12 protein-coding genes and 1 tRNA gene are annotated in these 23,242 nt (G+C 47.7%); 8 read left to right on the forward strand and 5 right to left on the reverse strand.

Annotated elements, in window-relative coordinates; all coding sequences use genetic code 11:
* The first annotated feature begins 90 nt into the window (after positions 1 to 90).
* From AAC022_RS04210 to AAC022_RS04235, 6 genes are all read left to right on the forward strand, one after another.
* Positions 91 to 1,638 carry a Gfo/Idh/MocA family oxidoreductase gene (locus AAC022_RS04210; protein WP_339728301.1) on the forward strand — a complete coding sequence of 516 codons (1,548 nt, stop codon included), beginning with the start codon at positions 91 to 93 and terminating at the stop codon, positions 1,636 to 1,638.
* Positions 1,639 to 1,755: 117 nt separating this feature from the next.
* The gene (locus AAC022_RS04215; RefSeq protein ID WP_339728302.1) at positions 1,756 to 3,042 is read left to right on the forward strand and encodes an MFS transporter; all 1,287 of its coding nucleotides are present in this window, start codon (positions 1,756 to 1,758) and stop codon (positions 3,040 to 3,042) included.
* A gap of 116 nt (positions 3,043 to 3,158) precedes the next feature.
* A complete protein-coding gene (locus tag AAC022_RS04220; RefSeq protein WP_339728304.1) occupies positions 3,159 to 3,968 on the forward strand; it encodes a DUF1573 domain-containing protein in 810 nt (269 codons plus the stop codon).
* Positions 3,969 to 4,142: 174 nt separating this feature from the next.
* Positions 4,143 to 6,515 carry a hypothetical protein gene (locus AAC022_RS04225; RefSeq protein ID WP_339728306.1) on the forward strand — a complete coding sequence of 791 codons (2,373 nt, stop codon included), beginning with the start codon at positions 4,143 to 4,145 and terminating at the stop codon, positions 6,513 to 6,515.
* A 391-nt stretch (positions 6,516 to 6,906) separates the two neighbouring features.
* Positions 6,907 to 7,842 (forward strand): tetratricopeptide repeat protein, encoded by a 936-nt coding sequence (locus tag AAC022_RS04230; RefSeq protein ID WP_339728309.1) that lies wholly within the window; start codon positions 6,907 to 6,909, stop codon positions 7,840 to 7,842.
* A gap of 187 nt (positions 7,843 to 8,029) precedes the next feature.
* A tRNA-Pro gene (locus AAC022_RS04235) sits at positions 8,030 to 8,103 on the forward strand.
* A gap of 725 nt (positions 8,104 to 8,828) precedes the next feature.
* Here the strand turns inward: AAC022_RS04235 and AAC022_RS04240 are convergent.
* The 5 genes from AAC022_RS04240 to AAC022_RS04260 all read right to left on the reverse strand — a co-directional run bounded on the left by AAC022_RS04240 (position 8,829) and on the right by AAC022_RS04260 (position 20,588).
* Positions 8,829 to 9,611 carry a hypothetical protein gene (locus AAC022_RS04240; protein ID WP_339728312.1) on the reverse strand — a complete coding sequence of 261 codons (783 nt, stop codon included), beginning with the start codon at positions 9,609 to 9,611 and terminating at the stop codon, positions 8,829 to 8,831.
* Positions 9,612 to 9,667: 56 nt separating this feature from the next.
* Positions 9,668 to 10,348, reverse strand: coding sequence for a hypothetical protein (locus tag AAC022_RS04245; protein ID WP_339728315.1), 681 nt, complete (start codon positions 10,346 to 10,348; stop codon positions 9,668 to 9,670).
* Between the two features lie 67 nt (positions 10,349 to 10,415).
* Positions 10,416 to 17,024, reverse strand: a complete 6,609-nt coding sequence (locus tag AAC022_RS04250) for a hypothetical protein (protein ID WP_339728318.1) — start codon at positions 17,022 to 17,024, stop codon at positions 10,416 to 10,418.
* A gap of 300 nt (positions 17,025 to 17,324) precedes the next feature.
* The gene (locus AAC022_RS04255) at positions 17,325 to 19,811 is read right to left on the reverse strand and encodes a hypothetical protein (RefSeq protein ID WP_339728320.1); all 2,487 of its coding nucleotides are present in this window, start codon (positions 19,809 to 19,811) and stop codon (positions 17,325 to 17,327) included.
* Between the two features lie 435 nt (positions 19,812 to 20,246).
* A complete protein-coding gene (locus AAC022_RS04260; protein ID WP_339728322.1) occupies positions 20,247 to 20,588 on the reverse strand; it encodes a transposase in 342 nt (113 codons plus the stop codon).
* A gap of 495 nt (positions 20,589 to 21,083) precedes the next feature.
* On the opposite strand from AAC022_RS04260, the gene AAC022_RS04265 reads away from it, so the two are divergent.
* Positions 21,084 to 21,560, forward strand: a complete 477-nt coding sequence (locus AAC022_RS04265; protein ID WP_339728324.1) for a hypothetical protein — start codon at positions 21,084 to 21,086, stop codon at positions 21,558 to 21,560.
* Between the two features lie 239 nt (positions 21,561 to 21,799).
* A complete protein-coding gene (locus AAC022_RS04270; protein ID WP_339728326.1) occupies positions 21,800 to 23,239 on the forward strand; it encodes a hypothetical protein in 1,440 nt (479 codons plus the stop codon).
* Positions 23,240 to 23,242: the final 3 nt, after the last annotated feature.

The raw sequence follows: 23,242 nt of genomic DNA on the forward strand, positions 1-23,242 counted from the left end.
ATCTAACAACCGCCTTGTTTCCACCTATAACTGAATAAATCATTCCTCCCTACCGGTAATCGATACGCGTTGCGTATCAGGAGCAAAAATATGCAATTAACTCCCGAACAGGAACAAATCGGCAAAGACAATTTTAATGAAGCGGTTGCGTTTTCACGGCGTGATTTCATCGTGGGAGCCGCTGCTGCGAGCACCGGATTAGGAGCAGCTTATTTTGGGTATGAAAAACTCAAAGGCGAACCAGTCAAAGTTGGATTCATTGGAACCGGTGATGAGGGTAGCGTGCTGATCACGCAGCATCCCCCTGCATACATGGAAATCGTCGCGATCGCCGACCTGCGTCCTACCAACCGCCACAAAGCATTTCACGGACACGGCAATGAGCATCGCGTGGGACTGATCGACAAACTCGGTCAGGAAAAAGCTTCAAAAATCAAACAGTTCGACGATCACAAAAAACTAATCGCCGCTAAAGAACAACTCGGTCTGGAAGCGGTCATCATCGCTGTTCCCCTGAGTCAGCACGCTCCCATTGCGATGGCGGCCCTCGACGCTGGCTTACATGTTCTGTCAGAAAAGTTGATGGCCCACAATATTACCGAATGCAAAGAGCTCATCAAAAAAGCCAACGAAAAGAAATTACTGCTGGCCGTCGGTCACCAACGTCATTACAGCGTGCTCTATGAGAATGCCAACGAGCTCGTCAAACAAGGTGAACTCGGCGATATTCGACATATTCGTGCCCAATGGCACCGCAATAACAGCTTCCCGGGACGCGACAGCTGGCGCAAGAGTGTTCCCAAAGAAGACACACAGGAACTCGCCGAAAAAGTCGCAGAGTACGGCTACGACAACATGGACGAGTTGATCAACTGGCGTCTGTACAACAAAACGGGCGGTGGCTTGATGGCCGAACTCGGAAGCCACCAGCTCGATGCCTGCAGTATCTTTCTGGGTAAAGTTCATCCGCTGGCCGTTCAAGGTTACGGCGGAAAAAACTTCTACGGTGTGAAAGGGATTGGCTCGAAGGATAAACAGGAAGACGATCGTGAAATCGATGATCACGTTTATGTCACCTTCGAATTCCCCGGCCCTCATTATGATCCGGAAACCAATCCACGCGATATCTGCATCGTGACCTATTCATCGATCAACACCAACCGCTGGGAACCTTATGGAGAAACCGTCCTGGGTAGCCGTGGTACACTGATCATGAAGACTGAAAAAGAAGCGCTGCTCTTTAAGGAATCCAGCCCCTCCACCGGCGGTGGAGGACCAGACCAACGTCTGTGGGTCATTAACTCCAGTGATGGCAGCGGACCGGTTCTTGACGCCTACGAAACGACGGCCCCTTCTGCTGCCGCTTCGGATGTCAATCAAGCGGTTGGCGACAAAATCAGTCGTGGCTACACCGAAGAAATGGAACATTTCGCCCACTGTATCCGTACCAATAACTTCAACGGCCCTTACGAAGGCGGCTTGAAGTGCAACGGAACCGTCGCGATGGCAGATGCGATCATGGCCCTGACTTCCAACCTGGCCATGAAACACAAGATTCGGATTGAATTCAAACCGGAATGGTTTGACCCCGAAAATCCTGCCACTCCGGAAGATGATTTTGCAGACAAAACAGCCTGACCGTTGTCTATTGTATTCAATGTCTAATTCGATCATGATCCAGCAATGCCGAGGAAACTCATCCTCGGCATTGTTTCTTTTTAGTTACACTAGACCATAAGTTCAAAGGGGACCCACGTGTCGGAAGGACGCAAGGCAGGCCTGTTTCTCATTTTTGTAACTGTCTTTATCGATTTGCTTGGTTTTGGAATCGTCTTACCATTACTGCCTCGATACGCAGAACACTTTGAAGCAAGTGGTGGCACACTGGGACTGTTGATGGCATCGTTTTCTGCGATGCAATTTATCTTCGCCCCCATCTGGGGACGCATTTCGGACCGCGTTGGCCGTCGCCCGATTCTGATTCTGGGATTAGTCGGCTCGACTGTGTTTTACGGCATGTTCGGCTTCGCGACGTCGCTGGGTAAAGAAGGCGTATTTCTAGGCATCGGCGCATTATCCTGGCTATTCATCACACGCATTGGAGCCGGAATCGCCGGCGCTACCATTCCCACAGCACAAGCATACATCGCAGACATTACCGGCCCCAAAGAACGCGGCAAAGGCATGGCGCTTATCGGTGCGGCATTTGGAATCGGCTTCACCTTTGGACCTTTAATCGGTGCGGCATTTGTCTCGGCAGAAACCGGCGCAACGCCCAGTGCAGCGCCCGGCTATGTCGCCTGTGTTCTTTCCGGAATGGCCGCCCTACTCTCCATCTTCAAGCTGCCGGAGTCGCTCAATAAACAAACATCCAAATCACTGGCAAAACGTCACCACTGGTTCGACGTCAGTAGCTTCCGACATGCGCTTTCTCGACCACGCATTGGCTTAATTCTGCTCACTAGCTTTTTGACAACATTTGCCTTTGCCCAATTTGAGTCAACACTCTCCCTGCTGACTCAAGAGCTGGGATTCGCTGCCCGCAGTAACTTTTTTATCTTCGCTTATATCGGGTTCATCTTAACACTCAGCCAGGGATTTCTGGTCAGACGATTGATCCCCAAAGTTGGCGAATATCGCATGGGTCTGGCAGGGATCATTCTGATGGTAATCGGCTTGCTCTTAATCGGTGTAGCCGGGAACTCTGGATCGTATATATTGCTCTATGCTGTCCTGCCCATCTCGGTCGTTGGCTTTTCTGCAACCACCCCTTCACTGCAATCACTGTTATCCTTAAACACCTCAGAAGATCAGCAGGGAGGCGTGCTCGGAATCGGCCAGAGTATCTCGGCTCTCGCCCGAATTCTCGGTCCCCTGGCAGGGATCGTTCTGTTTAAGGGAACCCAAAATGGCGCGATCCAGGGCAGTATCACATCCCCATATTGGGTTGGTGCCGGCATCATGCTTTTGGGATTGCTCTTAATGAGTAGTCTGAAATCAACAGCAGGAAATTCCGATGTCCAATCAACAGTGGAGACTTGAGATTCGGAACAGGAAGCACACGAAAGCAGGTCTTGCCCTAAACCCGGCATTGTGCTAATGATACGCACAGTTTGGAAAATAAGTTACCAGGTCAACCTTTTACAGGCACGCGAGCCATGCGCGATAAAATCACACACTCAAAATGGACCAGACGCATCCTACTCAGTCTGGCTATTCTGCCCTTCGCCACAGCTATCTTCGCCCACTGGACTGGTTCACGCGTTCAACCATCACTCGCCGGTAAACCCAAACCGGCTCTCGCATTTGAAACGTATCTGGTTGATACAGGACTCGTCAAAGAAACGGCGCGTACTGTCGGCGCACGATTTCGCTTCAAAAACCTCAGCGAGCATACCGTTACGGTTAAAGAACTTATTCCCAGCTGTGGTTGCCTGAACCCACAACTGCAAAAAAAGGTCTACCTTCCCAATGAAGCGGGAGAATTCCAACTGAAGATGGAAACTGCCGGCGAATCTCCTGGTCAGAAAGAATACTTCGTTGATTTCCGCTATGAGGATTCCGAGGAGCGAACAACCCGACTGACGCTCAAACTGGAACTTCCCATCCGTAGGCTCGTCGTGAAACCCAAAGCGCTTGTGATCTACCAGTTCACACCAGGCCGCACAACACATCCAATAACAGTCTCCGATTATCGATCTGGCAAAGATTTTGAAATCATCAGCGTAGAAAGCACTTCTAAGTACGCCAAAGTAGAACTTGGCAAGCTGGAACAGAAAGACGGACTGCGTCAGCAAAAACTGGAAGTGATTGTGGAAGACATTGTTCCCCCGGGAAAACACAATGGCCTGATTGTCATCAAAACAAACGACGCCGACTTCCCCGAACTCTTTGTCCCGCTGATCATTCAGGGACCGGACCAACAGACCGTACAAAAAAACAAACCCAACTCTCCCAAAGCGAACTAATTGCCCTAAACAACTTCCTGGATAGAGCTTACGAAGCATAGCACAGGCACTGTGTTCACGAGTTTTGGGATTTTAAGACATTTTTTGTACGGAATGCAGCCTGCCAGGTCACTAACTATGGTAGAGGCCGTTTTTCTCGGATTCCCATAAGACACTCAAAGACGATGGTGCCCCATGCGTTTAACACTGCGAACATTAATTGCTTATCTCGACGATGTTCTCGAGCCAACTCAAATCAAAGAGATTGGTCAGAAGCTGGAAGAAAGCAGTTACGCTTCCTCACTTGTTGAGAGAATCAAAGATGTTTTGCGCCGGCGTCGCCTGACGGCACCAGAAGTGGAAGGCCCCGGCTCCAGCCCAGATCCAAATTCGATCGCCGAGTATCTGGACAACACACTCTCACCAGAAAGTGTGGCCGACGTGGAAAAAATCTGCTTGAACTCCGATGTGAATCTGGTCGAAGTAGCAGCCTCTCATCAAATTTTGACACTGGTTCTGGGAGAACCGGCAACCATCAACCCTAATACCAGAGAACGTATTTATGCACTGGGGCCGATTTCTAGTGACCACAGCCTCGATACTACCAGCGTCAATGAATCAGACCAGAGCGAGAGCACTTTTGAACCAGTAGAACATACACCATCCTCTCCATTAAGAAATCAAAGTCCGGGCAGTCAACAGACCGTCCCTGCAGAAGACATAGAACCATTTTCTTCCCGCATACCTGATTACCTCAAAACCAAACCCCTCTGGAAACGCTTTACTCCCTACTTCCTGGTCCTGCTCGCCGGTGCCGTCTGGGCAGGTCTCTTCTTTGGAGACGAGACATTTTTCCCGGAACTTTTCTCAGGCCGTGATACACAAACACAACTGGCAAGCAACCTTCCTGAAAACCAGGAAGTCGATCTCTCAGCTACCGCCAAACAGCCAGAATCGAGCACTGATTTAGAATCACCAGCCCCGACGACTCCTGTGCAGCCAGAAATACAGCCGGCACCAAAGACGCCTGATGTAAATTCCAGCCCCAGCAGTCAGCCTGTCGCAATGAACAACAAACCCCCAGCTTTCGATGCACCGCCACCCGCTGATGCCGAAAATAGTGCGACAGCAAAAGTCGTCCCCACAGAACCACCGGTGACGAACTTACCCTCAACTACCCCCAAAATCACAAAGAATGGAGAAACGCTGACGCCCACTCCCCCTGCGACGGCTCCCGATAAAAAAACAGTCGCCATGACAAACCTCGATAAGAAACCCAAAACGCCACAGCCACCCAAAATCGAATTGGCAGACATCGCCGAACAGGCACCAGCCGCCCAAATTGAATCAGAAGATGGGTTCTTCCTGGCACGTGTTGATAAAAAACATGAACTCGCAGACAAAAATGATTGGGTGATTCTCTCCAAAGTCAGCCCAATTCAGGTTGGCTCCCTAGTCGCATCACCCGAGCCGTTTACAGCACGGATCAATATCCCCGAGGCATTCTGCAAAGTTGTTCTCCTGCCAGATACTTCAGTCACTTATATCGGCAAAAATGAAGCCGCAGACATGGGGTTTCAGATACAGGAAGGCCGACTCCGCATTGAAGCCTCACGAGGCCTGAATGATGCAAAAGATGCCGCTGGCCCCACGCTCTCAATCAAGGTAAATGACGAACTCTGGCGGATTGAACTTGTCACCAGAGACAGTGTTTGCGGAATTGAGATCAACCCGGTCAAGCCAACCAAACCGGGAGAAACACTGGGGCCCGATAATTATACAGGCACACTCTATGCCTACTCAGGAATGATTCGTTTCTCCGATGGAAAAGGGAAAGTTCACACCATTGATGCCGGTCAGTGGATGTCGCTCTCAGCCAAAGACCGCGCCGCCGGTATCATCAACCCCTCAGATCGACAGAAACCCTTACGTGTTCCACATTGGGTTGAACCGGACTACAAAGACAATTCGTATCTCTCACGCCGGTTAACTGCCGCGTTTGTCAAAGAATTGAATGACGACCAACTCGTCTCCCTCACCATGCCAGCAATTACAAAAGACTTAAAGCCCAACATTTCTGATCTGGCCACGAAATCACTGTCATTAACAAACCGCTATCAGGCACTGGTAAAAGTGCTTGACGAAGTGGACCACCATGAGTCCCGTATCGCAGCGATTAACGGTATCCGAAACTGGCTGCCACGCGATCCAAACAACGGAGAACTTCTGAAAGCGGCGTTACAAAAACAGTTTTCTCCCGAAATGGCAGAAATCATGGAACGTCTGTTGTGGGGATTCCAGACTACAGACGCGCAAGATCGATTCATTTCAGGAAGACTTGTCGAATGGCTCGAACACAATCATGTTGCCGTTAGAGAACTGGCCTTCAACTATATCAATCAGCTGACAGGCCGTGAGATCGATTATTCTGCGATTGCCACACCAACACAAAGACGCGCAACAGCCCGACGCTGGTTTTCTCAAATCGAGAAGCATGGCGCATTACTGGAACCCAAAGAAGTCCCCCCGTCTCCTCCAACTAAGCCAGTCAGCCCGCCACAACAATAACTTGTGCCCCCCATGTCCGCTCCAGCTCAAGGCTGATTAAATTAGCTCTATCTTCTATTTCAGAAGATACTTAGCAGCGTAATGATTTTTTCCCTTCACACCAGATTTTCAACGAAAAATCCTCAAATTCCTCTTGCTGCAAATTCAGGGGACTGATATCGTCCCGACACCTTCCTCATTCTCATTTCATAATCAAAAATACAAATTCAACTTTTAAAACCTCTCCAAACCATTTTTCCGGCAGCGTGAAATTCAGCAACGGATTCTGAATGCATGCTTACAAACGATGGAGATGTGCACGATGCACTCAACTCGGATTAGATTTTCACTTATCAGCAGTTTGGCCATTTTATTTTCACTGGGCACACTTGGATTGACTGGTTGCAATTCAATGCATGGTGTCGCCAGCAATGAAATGGGAAATGGATACTACCAACGTGGCGAATACGCGCAAGCACATGCCTCGTTCACCCGTGCGATTGCTGATAATCCTGGCAATCCGGACTATGTCCACAACCTTGCCGTCGTCATGGAAAAGGAAGGCGATCTGGCGGGCGCCGAACAGACCTACCGCAACGCACTACGCTTGAATCCCTCGCATCAGCCTTCTCACCATGGATTGGCAGAGTTAATGATCACTCAGGGCCGCCAACAGGAAGCAGTGCAACACATCACTGCATGGCGGGACACTCAACCCTATGTCGCAGAATCTCACCTGGAAATGGCTTGGTTGCTCGAACAGTCTGGTGATATTAACGGTGCCGAACAATCATTAAAGGCTGCATCGAATGTCGATCCAAACCACCCCAAAGTTCTCGCACATTTAGGTCAGGTTTATCAGCAGACAGGCCGCTCAGATGAAGCACTTGCCATGTATCAGCAGTCTCTGAATACAGAGTGGTATCAACCACAGGTCCAGTCAAGAATCGCTTCTATCAAGAAACCATCTTCAGCCAACAGCTCTCAGAATCGCATTGTGGCCAAAGGTTGGGAGCATGGCCCGGTTGGCAACGGGAACAGCTTGTTCCGCTATCAAACTCGCACAGCACAGGCCAGTTACACTCACCCCCTCCCCACTTACACCAACGGCGCGTCATCAGGTACCATCGCCATGATGAACGCCCCACAGATGAGCCATGCATCAGCAATTTCAAGTCAGTCAATGGCAGCACAATCAATGCTGGTCGCCCCCGGCGTCGCAGGTCAACCAGTCCAGCTGGGAGTCCCCGCTATGGCTGCTTATCCTGAACCAGTAAACGTCGATCCGGCTCATTTCCCTTCTGAGCAACCGGCAACAGCAGGTGCTCCCGTACTACAACCCTACTAGTTCGAGAGCGGCATCTAAGCCCAGTGTCCATGCCGCAAAAATCAATGCACGGGGACCTGGGACATGACATTGAAATCAAGCGAACAATGAGCCTCTGTAATCAGATTGCATTGTTCAAAAAGAGGGAATAGGACCACCCGCTGCTCCGTTGATTCTACTTTCCGTCTTGTTAGAATAAGACTCAAAACGGGATGTGGCTCAGCCTGGTAGAGCGCTGCGTTCGGGACGCAGAGGTCGCAAGTTCAAATCTTGTCATCCCGACTTCCGCTAAATTATTTTCTCAAAAATACTTACGCCCATTTGAAATCTCCGATTTTCAATTTATTTTTCCCGGTGATACCTTTTTTGTGGAAAAAACGGGTAATCACGTTCGATTTCTTTCCAGTATCTTGCTCGTTTTCAGCACACGATTTGGATCCCTATTTCAGGCCAAATCTACCCCTGACGGCCAAAGGCTCACAGTGCTTCGTTATCTGAAAACACTCTTCAGCGATTCAAGATCCAGCATTAATTATTACTAGACTGTGTCCAGTTTTACTGCAGCGTCTCCAAGGCCATTTGGACCGAGTATATTAGAATGGGAGACGCTATGGTTAAAGGGGATGCGCTCTAGCATGTGATGCCTGGAGTATCCCCGCCTCTCTAAATTCAACTGACTGGCGGCAGCGCTACGCTTTCTGTCCGGTGCTTACACGTTAATCTCCACATGTAATCTGCCCCCATGGACGATAGCAGTTGTTATGTTACATTTTAAGGTGTTCACTTTTGATTTCTAACGTTCCAACTGGCTCAAGGTTAGGGGGGGCAAGGTCATATGTACCCTTATAACTTATACGTTTTTGCAAAATAAAGCTCGTTTTTTAGTACAACTTGTCAGTTTTGGTATCATGTTCTAAATTTTTTTTACATAAATCGGTACCTATGAGCTTTGCAGCTAAATCAGAATTTGTAAAAAACATCTCTAAAAAAAGAACTAAAGAATCAGACTATCGGTTTGTCGGAAATGAGCCACCTGTTTGCAGAATCTTTTCAGTCGCTCTCTCCAGTTTTCGATTGCGCTCCCTATACTCCAGATCTGCTTCATCTTTGATGAACAGGCCTGACAGAGGGGTGTTCGAGATCAGTTGTTTTGACTTGCCGACAACAAACTTCCCGGCGTCGTAGGTGTAGCCACCCACGGTTCTGAAAACGCGTGACGTCGTTTTGGGAACGCCAGTTTTACTGAGAACGCCCACGGTCGCTTTGGCTGTTCCAGCCGTCGCATTTTTGAAAGTGGTCCCAATCGGGAGATGATTCTTGTAAGAGACTTTCACTCCGCCATCATGGGCGAATGACAGGAGGACGCGGCTTTTTCCGTAGCGATATTCAATCATATCTTTTGAGTAAAGTACTTCCGGAGCGCCGGGCAGAAGTTGCACATCCGCATAAACACGGCATTTTGTCTTCGGATGATTTGCGACAACGATCGAAGGGCCGCCTGGAATGTAAGGGCCTTGAAACTTGCGGTCTCCCGTGTAGTAGTAACGGTGAACCAGGACGGTGGGAGGAATCTCAATTTTTGAGCTGCTTCCGTCCGATTCCACAAGCACCGCCGGGATCCCGTCGGAACTGACACCGGGCAGGATGACATCGATTTCCTGAGTCGCTGGCACAGGCGCTTTTTTCTCGGCATGGACCGTCGCATTGATTTGAAACAGGACGATCCAGATGATTCCGGCATGAATCAAATTTGTTTTTAGAATACAGGTGAATTTCGTTTTTAGGAACATCCGTCTTTCCTCAAACTTTTATAGAACGTTTCGCATGTTGAATGAATTTGTGCAGTTTACTTCTCGTAATAGAGTTCCATTTCAACGAGATTAATTCGGTCGTAATATTCCTGAAGATTTCTTTCAAACTGACTTGGTTTAGCCCAGTTGCTGGTAAACTGTCGGGGAGCGGGTTCTCCGCTTTTTACCCAGAACAAAGAGGTTTTATGGGCCGCCAGTAACGATTTTCGTTGCAGATTTTTCTCATCTCGTGCGTAACAGCGAATTGCCAGGTGAAAGCGGCTACCTTTGAGGTAATGCAGAAAATTGGGTCGATTTCCGAGTGCTTGTTGAATCGCCGTGAGTGCCTCGCCCCGGCTGGGATTAAAGTGCGCATTGACTGCCAGATTCCATTCTCCGGTTTCCTGAAAGCGAAAATCCGTTTCAGTCAGTACGGCAGGGATCACTATGGGAAGCTGGTCTGAGCGGTGGAAATATCTCGTTCTCGTTTTGGTGCGGATCTGATTTGTTTCAGTATCAAACTCTTCGACAGCAACTATGATCTGTTCCGTTAATTCCACGCGGCTGCGGGCAGAGGTAGCGCGTGTGTCGTAATCATAATTATGGGGAATTCCACAAGTTCGGGTTGGAACACGCTTGGGAAACAATTCACTGAATGCGGTGCCTGTCATAACCACCACCATGCACACAAGGCTGAGCCTTAGCAGCGATTTCTTATCAATATATTTAATGACCATTATAGACTCTTATGTTCAATCAATCTGATGGATTATGAGTGAGAAGAACCGATTCAAGTGAAGTATTTTAATTCCTGAAAAGTGATTTAATTCGAGAGACAGACCGTTTGTAGATACTGGTCTGTTTCGGTTGTGACGGTACCGCTTTTGGTTGTTGAATTTGTTGATTGGTTGCTGATCTCTCTGGTATATTAAGAGTCGGAACGGAACGATTCAGCGTGTTCTTAATCACCCTTCTGGGTGAAGAAATACGGGATTCCTGCTGCGGACTCACAATTGTCGGTTCTCGTTGAGGAGACAAATCTGTGGCCGTCCAGGAAGCTGGCTGAACCCTGTTATCCCGGACCGGAATTGCTGAAGTTTCATTGGACTCTATCGAGGGGATCGGCGGCAGTGAATTCAAGCCGGGACCTGATGGTAATACCGGAACCGCCCGGTCAGTGTCTCTAAAGCCATCTGGGTTGGAACGGGGGACAAAGCGTTCGGAAGGATTTTGTTGCTCAGGCTGGAAGTTTTCCTGCAGGTGACTTCGTTTGAGATTCAACCCAGGCCCCATGTATCCGTTGGGATGGACATCCGGAATGGTTTCTTGGGAACGGTAAAGATCGGAGCGTCGTTCCGGTTCTTTGATCTGCAGGAATTGATCGACCTGAGAACCAGCATAGTCGTAAACGCGATTTTTCAGGAAGCGATCGCGGCCTTTGGAGATGAACTCGCGGTTGGACAGTTCCAGCGGGCCGACATCGGCGACAGCGGGAGCCCAGCGAAGACCCATCAGATCAAACAGGGTCGGATAGATGACGGCCTGACTCATGATCTGACTTTGTTGCAGAGAGCTTTCAGCACTCGGCGTTGGTCGGAAGAGAACGCCCACACCGGGAACGTCCGACAGGAGCGGAACTCCATTCGCAGTTCGTGAGGCTTTTAGAGCGATCACGAAGCGGCTGATTTCACGGAGTTCATAGTTCCCCAGTTGCACATCGGTATCGATGAAGTGTTCCTTGATCCGACCCAGATGTTTTTCGTCCGCCCGAACAGGTTCCCGCACGTTGGTACGATAAAGATAGTTCAGATCAAAGACGACCGCTTGACCGTCCGGCTGAATGACGGGGCGAACGGTAAAGCCCGTTCCGGTTTCGAATTTGAACACGGCAGGGTCCGGAATTAAGTTTTCAAAAGCAGATCCGAAGCGTTGTCCTTGAGATCCTGGTTGTCCTAAGATCTGTTTGTCTAACGAATCGGGCTTGATCGTATATCCCCCCTGAACGTTTTCTCCCCCATTCATGGAAGTGATCGCCAGGAAGGTCGGATCATTCACCAGAGCTCCATATTCTTTAAAGGATGCCTCGGCAATATTCATACCTTCGATGATGGCCAACTGCCGTTTGGGAAGATCAAATTCGATCGTGGCTTTGGGAGCCACTTTACCCAGAGAACGGTTATTGGTCAGGATACTGGAAGTTTCCATCGAGCCGAACGAAACATTCCAGTAGCGACTGGCATCACGGGCTTCCTTGAACGCGGGATAATAGAACTGTGTATTGAAATCGTCTTCCAGTGCGGTCGCGATGCGCTTGAGATAGTTATCGATGTTGGCGGTATGGGCCCGAGTTCCTTCTACCAGTTCGATGAATTTATCCTCGGTCTGGTCGATTTGCATGTCGAGGAACTTTTTGTGATCGAGCGACAGGCGGGAGTTTTTCGCATTCTGCTCAGCGAACTTCAGTTTCAGCCCCGCTTCAAACAGTTCGTTGAATGATTTGTCGACGACCTGAAAGAGTTCGGCTGCCTCTTCGTATTGTTTGTTTCCTGATTTCAAGTATGAAAATACTTTTGAGCTAACGACTCTCCACTTCGAGTATGCTTCTTGAATCCCTGCTGAATTCGTTCCCGCTTTGCCGAGTAGTTCATTTACTTCTTGAACATTTTCCACAATTTGTCGAGAAGTGTAGGCTGTATGTTGGCTTACTTCTTTTATCAAATAGTACGATGTTGCAATTCGATGGATGTCCCGGAATGAATCGCGTTCTTCATAGTCAATTTCACGTTGGTATTTTTTAGCTTGGTCTAACTTTGCCTGCATTGCAGGTGATTGGTTATACCATTCAAGTTTATTAATCACTTCTCGAGACTTTTGAATATAAGCTTGGGTGATCCGATCTAATTCAGCATATTCAGCAGGGTTTGATAAACCAAATTTATAGTTTGATTCATCTTTTTTCTTCATTCTTCGTTTTTCATCCCCTGTTTTTTCTGAAAAGTTGAACTGGAATGTCTTACCTCCATACTTAAATTCTCCACGTGACTGTTTTAAATTTGAAATAAAAGACTTGTAAGGTTCAGTGCCTTCCTGAGACTTCACTGATTGGCTTGACTTTATTCCTACGACGTTTTTCATGCTATTAGAGAAGTATTCATTAAGTACTTCATAAATTCGATCTTCAAGTGTTCTCCATTTTGTTGATCCGGTTTCTTGCTTTACCGGAAATAAAGTCTGGAGCAATGCAAATTTTTTAGATGTGGGTAAATTCCTGATATCGATGCTAGAATCTCCAGAGGCGGCCTGGAGCAGGTTATTCACGACATTTTCAAAGATTTCCTGAAATGATTCGAAGTCTGCACTGACAGCGGCATTTTCATTACTAATCTCTGCTATTCGTGCCTGCAATCGGGTTGTGGTTTGGATGACTTTGATCTGGCTGTTTTGCACTGATTTCTGTACTTCGGCGAGTGCCTGTTCTTCCAGGTCTTCTTTTTCTTTGGCTGCTTTCAGTTCTTCCAGATAGTTGCCGACGCGTTGTTCGATCATGGCGCGTTCCATGACGTGCAGGTTGAGTTCGCGTTCGGTGGTCAATCGGGCTTTGAAAATTTGTGCCAGGCGTACGAATTCGCGCTGGAGCGGCGTCATAGTATCGGTGCCGATGACTTCGTGATCGAAGAAACCCCGGAAGGACTGGAAGTTGGCATACGGTGCCAGCAGGTTCATTTTATGTGGATGTTTGTTTGCTTTGGTGGGGCCACCCTGGTAGAGGAACTGACATTCCGCGTTGGGGAGTTCGGTTTCCACCGAGGCGTAGAAACGTGCCAGGATCTGCTGCCGAATGTCGTTTTTGGCCAAAGCCAGCACGAACAGAGCAGACGAGAGACTGGTGGTGTCCATGGAATGGATGGAGAGCAGTTTGTTCCCGGACTGCAGGAATTCAGAATCCATTTCTTCCAATGCCTGAATGAAGTCACGACCGAAGAACGCGTAGAGATATTTTTCGTCGCGCTGTTCCTGCGTCATCGCGAATCCATCTTGACAGGTGGAGATGGCGACTTCCGATGCGACGGCCACGATTGCTTTTCTCAACATTTGTGCGGATTGTACAGTCAGGAACCGGCTCTGGTCGATTGATTTCTGAATCCGGTCCGCGACGTTTTCCATGCGTTTGGCATCTTCGCCGTTGACCTGGATGGTGTGCATCGCAATGCGAACCTGCCCGACGGGAGAATCGATCTGGTTGATCATCGTCCGGATGATGTTGACCCCTTTGATGGGCCCGCGCAGATGAATCAATCCTTCGCCGATGACTTTAATGGTGACTTGTCGTACGGCATCGTAAGATTCGGGGTCACCATTTCCGATGGTATAAAGATCTGTTTTTTCTGCCCGCAATTCGCTGCGGAACAATGCTGCGCTGAGTTGGTCTTCTTTCAGATCCAGTTTTTTGAGTTCGTCGTCTTCGGTATTCATCTCAGAAGAGAGTGTCGAAATATCGCCGCGCAAGTCGTTCATGACCCGCTGGGCATCGTCGATGGCAGACTCGAGTTGGTTTTTGGTCGTGTCATCAATATCGGGGTTGGCACGTTCACGCACCAGGCCGCTGAGAATCTGTTGCTGATTGCGGTATTCATTTTCTTTTTGTCGCAGTTCTTTTGAGGCGCGAATCGCTTTTTCTTCCTGCAGACGGCGATTGAGGACGGCTGCTTCGTAGGATTCTCTGGCCTGATCGGCTTGCAGCTGGGCCTCCTGATAGCCTTTATGATTCAGCGACTGAACTTCCGAGTTGAGAATCTGTGCAACCCGGTGGGCATCGCGATAGTAATACAGCCGCGCGACTCGGGTGACCACTTTGTCTGAAGGGTTGAATCCATCTGCAGGGAGATCCCGTTTTTCGTACTCATGATATTCTATAAATTTACTTGTGGGTACTGCCGGTGAAGCAGAGCGACTGGCAGAGGCGGAATCCCCACCTGGTTTATTCAAGACGCGAACAAAGTTGGTGCCAGGCTGTTTATCGTTCCCCTCTAGCTTGTTGCCGAAAATGTCTTCGAGCTCATTGCCTGTAATCACGAGCTGATAGATGTCGGCAGGGATATTCTCGACCGTCAGAATCACCGCGTTGTCGTAGGACTGGTAGACTCCCTCCGTGATTGTCACCGTTTCACCACTTAGGAAGTTACCTGTTCCTTTACTGCGAGTGAGGTGGAATGTTTTTTTAAGTTTAGGATCATCAATTATTTTATCTGCAATATATTTAAGAGGATTCTTGGGTGAGAATTTGATTTTCAGCTTATCCACGCCGGGAGCTGTTCCGAAGTTGGGGGGCTGAACGTCAACCACTTCCAAGCCGCCTTTCTGAATGTTGAGCGTGAAGGTCTCGCTCCGATTGGGGGCGATGTATTCCCCTTGAGAGGCTTTAAAATAGAGTTGATGTTTTCCGTTGGAGAATGGCTTGAGCAGTTTTACAGTTTTCTGGTTGACGAATTCCCCATACCCAAGGGGCGAGTTCGATGCGGTAGAATAGAGGATAATCTGTGTGTTGGTTACATTTGAGTCGTTAGTGACGATATTGGGAGTGTCCGTGTTCAAGTTGACAATTTTCGTGAGATCAGGGGAAGTTCCTTCTGCCGGTTTGATTTCAATTGCGCTTAGTTGCACTTGAAAGTCGCTCATTAAGGAAAGGGCATTAAGTTTAATTGTGACAGGATTTGAAAATGCAAACTGATCACCTTCCTGACGCAAGAGATAGAGTGTCGTGGGAGTCTTGTTGATGATAGCACTGATATTTAGAGTTGCCTGCCAGGCACCATTTTGCCCCGGTTGATAGGTTACGTTCAATTGCTGCGGTGCTGCTGGCAGAAGTTTGCCGGAATCTTCGTTGAAGAGCAAAAATTTCAACGCGCGGTCCGGACTGGCTTTGGTGCCGGCTAATTCCAGATACCCGTTATACAGATCGATTTTTGAGTTCGAAAATGTCTGGGGATCAGAATATTTTTGATTCTTGTAAGACGCGATTTCCGGAATCAGCGGATTGAAGCCAGCCGGTCTGGGGATAATGACGGTAATCGTTTTTGATTGACCCTTGCCTGGTTCACTGACCCAGCTGTCTTTAAACCGGAACTGGTAGATGCCATGTTCCAATCCGGAAAGAGTGTAAGTTTCTGCAGTCGGTGAGACTTCGGCTTTGACCGCTTTTATTTTTGACCCGAATTGATTGGCAATCGCTGGAATCGAATCGATCTTCTGAGATTCGAAGACGGCTGTTCGGTCTTTCGATTTCGTAATATTGAGTATCAAATTCGAACTGCGAAGCAGATAGCAGGGAGTTCCATTGGCGTTGGAGTTTGGTGCGGTGTAGAGGATGGGAAGCGAAGGTGAAACACCGACATCGGTGACAGATTCGATTTTGGGATAGTTCGGCTGATCTTGAATGACGTTTTTGATTTTGAATTCAAAAGTTTTGTAGGGCTGTGGTTTGCCTGTCTGCGAGAGTTTTAAGATGTAATCACCTGTTTGTGTGATTAAAAAGCGAACTGCGGTAACAAACTCAGCGGGTTTTTTATTTATCTGATTATTGATCAACTGGTCTGTCGTCCCTGATTTTCGAAATAAGGCCAGTGTGCAATCAATCTGTTCGCCAGTTATTTTAGCCTCAAGATTTGCTGTGGGGCCTGGGAGAAAATATTCACCGCCATCAGTGATTGAGATCGGGCTACCGGATGTAGGAGAAGTTACTTTCACTGACTCCAGAATGGGGTAGTTGTTCAGTTTGAAAGTGAAAGTCTGGTCTGCTACTTGTGTTCCAGCAGGAAGGTTTGCAATCTTGAGTACGATGCTTAATGCAACAGGCCCGTTTGAAAAAGATAAAGCAGTAGTAGGTTTCCAAGTTACACTCATAGCAGAAGCGTTAATCGAGGATACAGGCGTAGTATTAACAGTAATATTAGTAATGTTACTAGTGTTATCAGGTCTCTTCGCAGTGAATTCAATTTTGGTTAATTCATCCGCTGTTAAATAAAATTCTTTTCCCGCGGGAACCTGCGTACCGGCAGGTTTATCGGGATTGAGTTTACCAATTTCTGTGTCACCCACTTTCAAGGTTATGATGGTTTGATTCTTGTCGGCGACAGCATCGTTACTTTGAACAGCCACTTGCTGAACTCGCTGATTGCGAGGAGCTACCGTTGTCGGAATCGGCGTGACTTGCTTCATTTGTGCCGGGGAAACGCTGATTAGATTGGGTGCTTGTGGGAATTGGTCGGTTCCCGTAGCTTGCACCTGTTGGATTACCGGCACGGGGGAATTGTTTTGTTGGGTGTTCTGCATCCAGTACATGCCGGCTCCGATGCCGATGGCAGAGCAGAGGCAAACAGCCATACAATTCAACAATAAACCGAGAAACTTCTTCATGACGAGGCATCCATGCTTGTTCAAAATGAGAAGGTTTTAGATCTGGATTGAAATTCACTAGTGCTGAAGTGAAATCTCTATACACGTCTGTTTATCGTCCTGGTTGAAATTTACACCTATTGATTCTTCCTATATTTTAAAGCGTATCGATTATCCGGGTCTTAAGGGTTCCGGTTAATGAAGATGGGTAGAATAGGTGATGGTGACTGTCGGTAATAATAAACAACGAACCAATGAAAAAAGCCATGAGTTCCATCATCACTGATAGAACTCATGGCCTGGCTGATTGTCGATCGTCACTTAGTTGATGTAGGGCGGAGTGCCAAAGATGGCATTGCCGCGACGGCGGATCTCGCGGATCTCTCCACTCCGATTGACCAGAATGGGGGCATAGCCCTTAATGGACTTGCTTTCGGCATATTTTGCTGATTCGGACTGGTCCCGTTTATACTCTGTGGGGACGATCGTCTGTTTGGGGATGGTCAGAGGATACCATTGGCCGTTGTCTAATTGCACCAGCAGTTGCAGCGTGATTTCCGCCCGAACTGTCGTTCGGGTTTCGAAGTCGAGTTGATATCGCCCATTTTTGGCGATCGCTAACCGCATTTGATCCAGGACCGCCCCCTCAGTTTCGATGGGGCTACCATCGTAATGATAGCGTGGCAGAGGGAACGAAGCCGGAAACGGGAAGGCAAATTCCTTGACCGCGATGGTTTTGCTTACGGAAGATTCAAGATCAAAGTCACCGGAGTCGGATGTGTCCGATGATTGAGGTGAAGGTAAGCTCTCTGCAATTGTATTTATTGCTGCGGGAGTAACGCTCGAAAATAAGCATTGGAAACAATCGGCATCTGGCCTGGGTAATTTGACGCCTCGATCTCGGATCGAAAAGGAATGGATTTCGCCACCCCATTTTCTTTTACCATCAGTTACGGCGAGTTCATTGCCGAGAATCAATTCATAATTATTATCCCAGGCTGAGATGGGGTGGTCGTATTTGACTTCCTTGACTAACTGATCATTCGGTGATTGTGGAGTAACCCAAAAATGGAGTTTCTGATCGTAAAAACTGATCACAGCATTATAATTAGTTCCGGCTGTCAATCCTTTAAAAAAGTGAATTCCCTGAGCTCCCCCACTCGTTTTACCCAGACCATTTTGATCATCTGGAAGCGTGTTTGGCATGGCTGGAGGCGTGCCGTTTGTCCGGATTCGAAATACCAGTTGGTCCTTAAATTGCCCCAGAGTGAAATTTCGTTTTTGGGGACTTTCGGAGAACGAAACAATTCTCATCAGTTCGGTTGTCGCTTGATTGGAATCCATGGCTTTGAATGTGATATCAAGGGTAAATTGTCCCGTTTGATTACAGGCTTTTGCAATTGGAGCACTATATTTTTTTTCGATTGTGCTGGTCAGGAGAGCTAACGGGTGCATTGTGAGTTGATTCAGATTATTGAGGTATGAATCCTTGATAGCATCTGGCGAAGGCCAGACAAAAATCGGGTCATCGCTCCAGCCTGAGTACTCGTATTTCAAGCATTTTTTCAGTACTTTAAAATCGTTACTCAGGTTGTCGAGTTTTAATTGAATAGCGGCATCACGATTCATATTTGTTTGATTCTGAGTGGTTAGCAGGCCCTGCAAGGAAGTGATTTTGTTTTCTAACGATTTGATTTGCGTTTGGAGTTCTTGAGTCTGTGCATCTTGGTCCTGCTTCAATTCTTTTTTAAGAGATTCTTTGAATGCTTCAAGTAGTTGGGCCAATTCTTGCGCGGTCATGCGTCCGCGTTTCTTTTTCTTCTTTGAATAGAGGCTGGTTACAAATTCGAACTCTGTGACGGCTTTCAGGCGCTCGTCATCTCGGCTGTTTTTTGGCTTGTTTTTAAAGTCTTCCAGGTTCATTTCCGTATTGCGTGCCATGATCACAGTGGATCGTGAAGTTGCTTGGACCGCTGATGAATAGTCACTTTCTTTCTTGTCCCGCTTCAATTGGGCGGTGATCGTTGCAGAGCCAGGGGGAAGTATCTTGCCAAAAGAAAGCCAGGAATCGAGCTTTGAATCTTTTCTGATGGTAACGGTTTTCACAGGTTCGCCGTTCACAAATAGTTTGATTTGATCACCCACGACTATGTTCTTCAGCTTGAGCGACAGCTCTCCCTGTTCTGCAAGCCGCGTATCAATGGAACTGATGATGGGTGGCTCTGGAGGGACGGCTGTTACTTTGAGCCAGAAATCAATCTCATTTCCTGGCCTAATCGTGATGCCATACATACCATCTGGTAGTCTGGAGATTACTTCTGAAGACAGAATACTCGATTCGTCATCATTCTTGAGTGAAAGAAAGGGGGTGAGATCGAACGAGAGTGTTGCTTTATTGTTTTCAGTGTTGAGTTTAGAAGTATATTTTTGGAATATCAGATCCACTTTTGCTGTCTTAGTAGAATCTTTTAAGGGAACATATGAGACTCTGAGTGGCTGATTTGTAGTTTCGATAGTGGGATTGGATGAGTCGAGCGTCACCCATTTTCCGCCTGTGAGTAATTCGAACTTCAGACGATCTTTGAGCGGATTTGTCGTTGCATCTTTCGATGGGCGGCTTGAATTATCAAGATCATTCCCAAGGCGAGCAGACCTGCGAATCTTGTGCTTGAAGTTGTGTTTATAGTTTGGCGACTTTGTTTTGGCGATCAGGGTTTGACTGTTCTGTGCATAGCCTGTATTACTTGTCCATATCAGCATTAACATAAGGCACGCAGTCAAAGTGATTTGAGATCGAAATGGTTTCATCACGACAGCTTCTCCCGGGGCGGCATAAGGTGTGAGTATTCAATACAGGGGTGGTATACATCTCGGAAATTTGTTCAGTAGTGATTTCACTCTAAACAATCACTGGGACAAAAGTCAATTGTTTCTTGGTTAAAGGTGGGATGAATGGGAAGTTTATTCTATGAGGGCTTTTGCCTGAAGTATGGTGAATTTGATTCTGTTTCAAGGGAATGGTGCCTTTTTCTTTGCTGAGCACGATGTGCTACAAATTCACCTGAAAAGCTACGTCAGTAATCTTCACGTCCAGTTCATTTAAACTACTATGCACTTCAAGCGATTTTTCCCAGAAATTCCAGTCGTGTTTGTATTTGAGTTTTTTGTTTGACCTGTGTGATGATTGGAGAACCGAAGGGCTGACTCGCTTTATTGTTCCAAAGAGAGTGCATATGAAAAACGTTATCGCAATTCATTGACACTTCGACTTGGAATCGATGGTAGCAATGACTTTGTTTTATAGTGGCAACGAATCCGGATGCCCGTTGAAAGTCCTTGTCTTTGTTTGACAGAACCTTTCTTGCAGGCAAAAGTTTCATTTCCTTTCTTTACAGGAGACTGAGCCATGAATTTCTCTTTCCGTTTACGAATCTGGCTGACGTGGGCTCCCAGGCTCCGAGCAGCCTCAGCGCGTGAATAATCCTTCTGAGCAAACACCCGCACTGCATCCTGCTTGAATTCCTCAGAATAAACGCGCCGCGATAACTTGAGGTTTGAAGACGATGATTTACCATTTCTGGGCATACCGGCCCCCTCTCAGAGAGTATGAACTCTCCTGCAGGCGCCCACTATTCCGGGTGAAGTCCACATCGCTGTAAAGGTCCCAGACCAGTAACCAGACTCAGGGCAGATCCATGAGACTCCTGACCCAGCCTGACGACGTGCCTCCCATCTACTTCCAGCAGCTCCCGATAAACCGAAAAAAGTCTCCTTGGATCTGGCAATTCGAAAAAGCAAACTGCTCCCAAATCGAGCCTGAGAGCACGCTGAACTTTTTGCCTGATGATGCTTAGGCCAGAAACTCAAGTCTGCCTTGGCAGGTTTCCGTAGCACTTAAGCAAGTGTATTCAGACTTTGTGTGATCCTTTTTTAACAGGGAGCCACTTTTAGGACCTGTCTGTTTTAACAATTGACTCAAAATGAGGTAGATAAAGCATTTTGATAGTTCCGTCTGGACATTAGCAATCTGATCGTTAGAATAATTTCAACATTTCGAAGTTTTCTACCGAAACCATGAGTATGAATCGAAGAATCGTATCCCTGATCTTGATCCCGTTCGTGCTGCTGACTCAGTCAGTCACATTCGGGCACTCACATACAGGCAACCAGCCTGCGGGACACGGCTTGCACGCCCATATTCATGTCAATTCATCTGCCGTTGACGAACATCATGGGCATGTTCATCAGCATGGTACTCACAGCCACGAACATCAGAATGACTCACATTCTGATCGTGACAAGCAGAATTCTTCTCAGATGGAATCTCCGTTTGATCATGACTCCTCTGCCGTTTATCTGAACAGTGCCGACTTGACTGCAGGTTCGCGTTCTACTTTGAAAATAGATCTTTCACTGTTCTTTCAGTGGAGCATTATTGGAACAGATGCACTGGCCTGCTCACTGTTCCATTCTAAGCCTGAATGGAACAGTCGTGACTGCGCGCCTCCAGGTCCTGATACCCCGCTCTTTGTCCGCCATCACGCTTTCTTGATTTAAGCGTACTCTTTCTGTGCAGGCAGTCTCTCGACAAACATGCTGCTGACCTGCTTCGTATTATGGCGTCGATGAATTTCTCAATGCATGCTGGTTTGTTTTCCAGTAAAGCTGCGAAAAGCTCTTCAGATTCAATATCCATTCTGAGGTCGAAAACATTTTTTTCTGATTTCAGCTGATCTCGTGACGCGAAGAAATCGGATCTTCAGAGCTCCGATCCGTGGCCTTGTAAAGGGACAGTCATGAAGGTACTTCTTCAATTAATGAAACCCATCCTGGCAATCGCTATTACTGTTTTGATTGCAACAGGATTTATTTTGCGTGAAAGCTGGTTGCCTCTTTTGGAACAGAACCAGTCTGGTGAAGCCAGCAGTTCAGCGGCTTCATCGAAAAAGACCGGCAATAAAAAAGACTCAGCCAAAGAAAAGATCGTCCTCTCAGACCAGGCGATCGCCAATCTGGGTTTGAAGGTCAAATCTATTCTGCCCGAGACTTATTGGAAAACGCTACAGGTCCCGGGAATGGTTGTTGATCGGCCAGGCCGCAGTGATCGAGGGATCATTTCTCCAGTCGACGGTGTGGTCGACAAAATGAATTATTTCCCAGGTGACACAGTCCGCCCCGGAGAAGTACTTTATACGATTCGCATTCTTAGCGAGTCTTTGCAGCAGACCCAGTCGAAACTGTTTAAAGATACGCAAGAAATCAAACTCGCTGAGGCAAAAAAGAAACGCCTGGAATCTTCAGGAGGAGCAGTCCCCGGTGCCCGGATCATTGAAGTCGCCAGTGAAATCACACGATTAAAAGTGGCAATCAAGGGATACCGTCAGGAACTACTCAGTCGGAGTTTTACACCGAATCAGTTGAACGAAGTGGCTGCAGGTAATTTCGTCAAAGAGCTGAATATTTTCGTTCCCTCTCAAGCTAGCGAATCCAAACTATTGGGAACCTCTGCCGCGCAGCAGGCGACAGGTGAGGAAGTAAAACGGGACTCCCCCCCTTCCTTTGAAGTTCAGGAATGCAAAATCGATCTAGGCCAACAGGTCAGAACCGGTCAAATGTTGTGTTTGCTGGCAAATCATCAACTGCTGGCAATAGAAGGTCGGGCATTTCGAGACGAAACACAACTTCTTGAACAAAGTGTTAAAGCCAGTTGGCCAGTTGAAGTGGACTTTCAGGAAAACGCGCTAGCAGACTGGCCCCCCGTTAATCAGGTTTTTCTGATTCAACATCTGGCAAATGTCATTGATCCGGTTAATCGTACCTTTGCTTTCCGCATGGCGTTAGAGAATCAATCTAGAGTGGTGAAACAAGATGGAATGACCCAGGTACTCTGGCGGTTTCGTCCAGGTCATAAAGTCCGCATCTTGATCCGGGTCGAAAAGCTCGAAAACGTATTCGTACTTCCCACGGATGCCGTTGCCCGCGATGGGGCTGAAGCATTTGTTTTTACTCAGAACGTCAATACGTTTCAACGCAAGGCGGTTCGAGTCCTGGAACGAGACCGACGCTATACCGTCGTTGCGAATGATGGATCACTCATGCCTGGTTCGTTTGTAGTACAGAGTTCTGCCGAACAGTTAAATCGCATGTTGAAGTCCTCATCAGGCGATGACTTGCCTGAAGGCTACCACATTCACGCCGATGGCAGTCTCCATAAGAACGAAGACGAAGGGAATTAGGGG

This window comes from uncultured Gimesia sp. (assembly GCF_963976445.1).
Lineage (GTDB): Bacteria > Planctomycetota > Planctomycetia > Planctomycetales > Planctomycetaceae > Gimesia.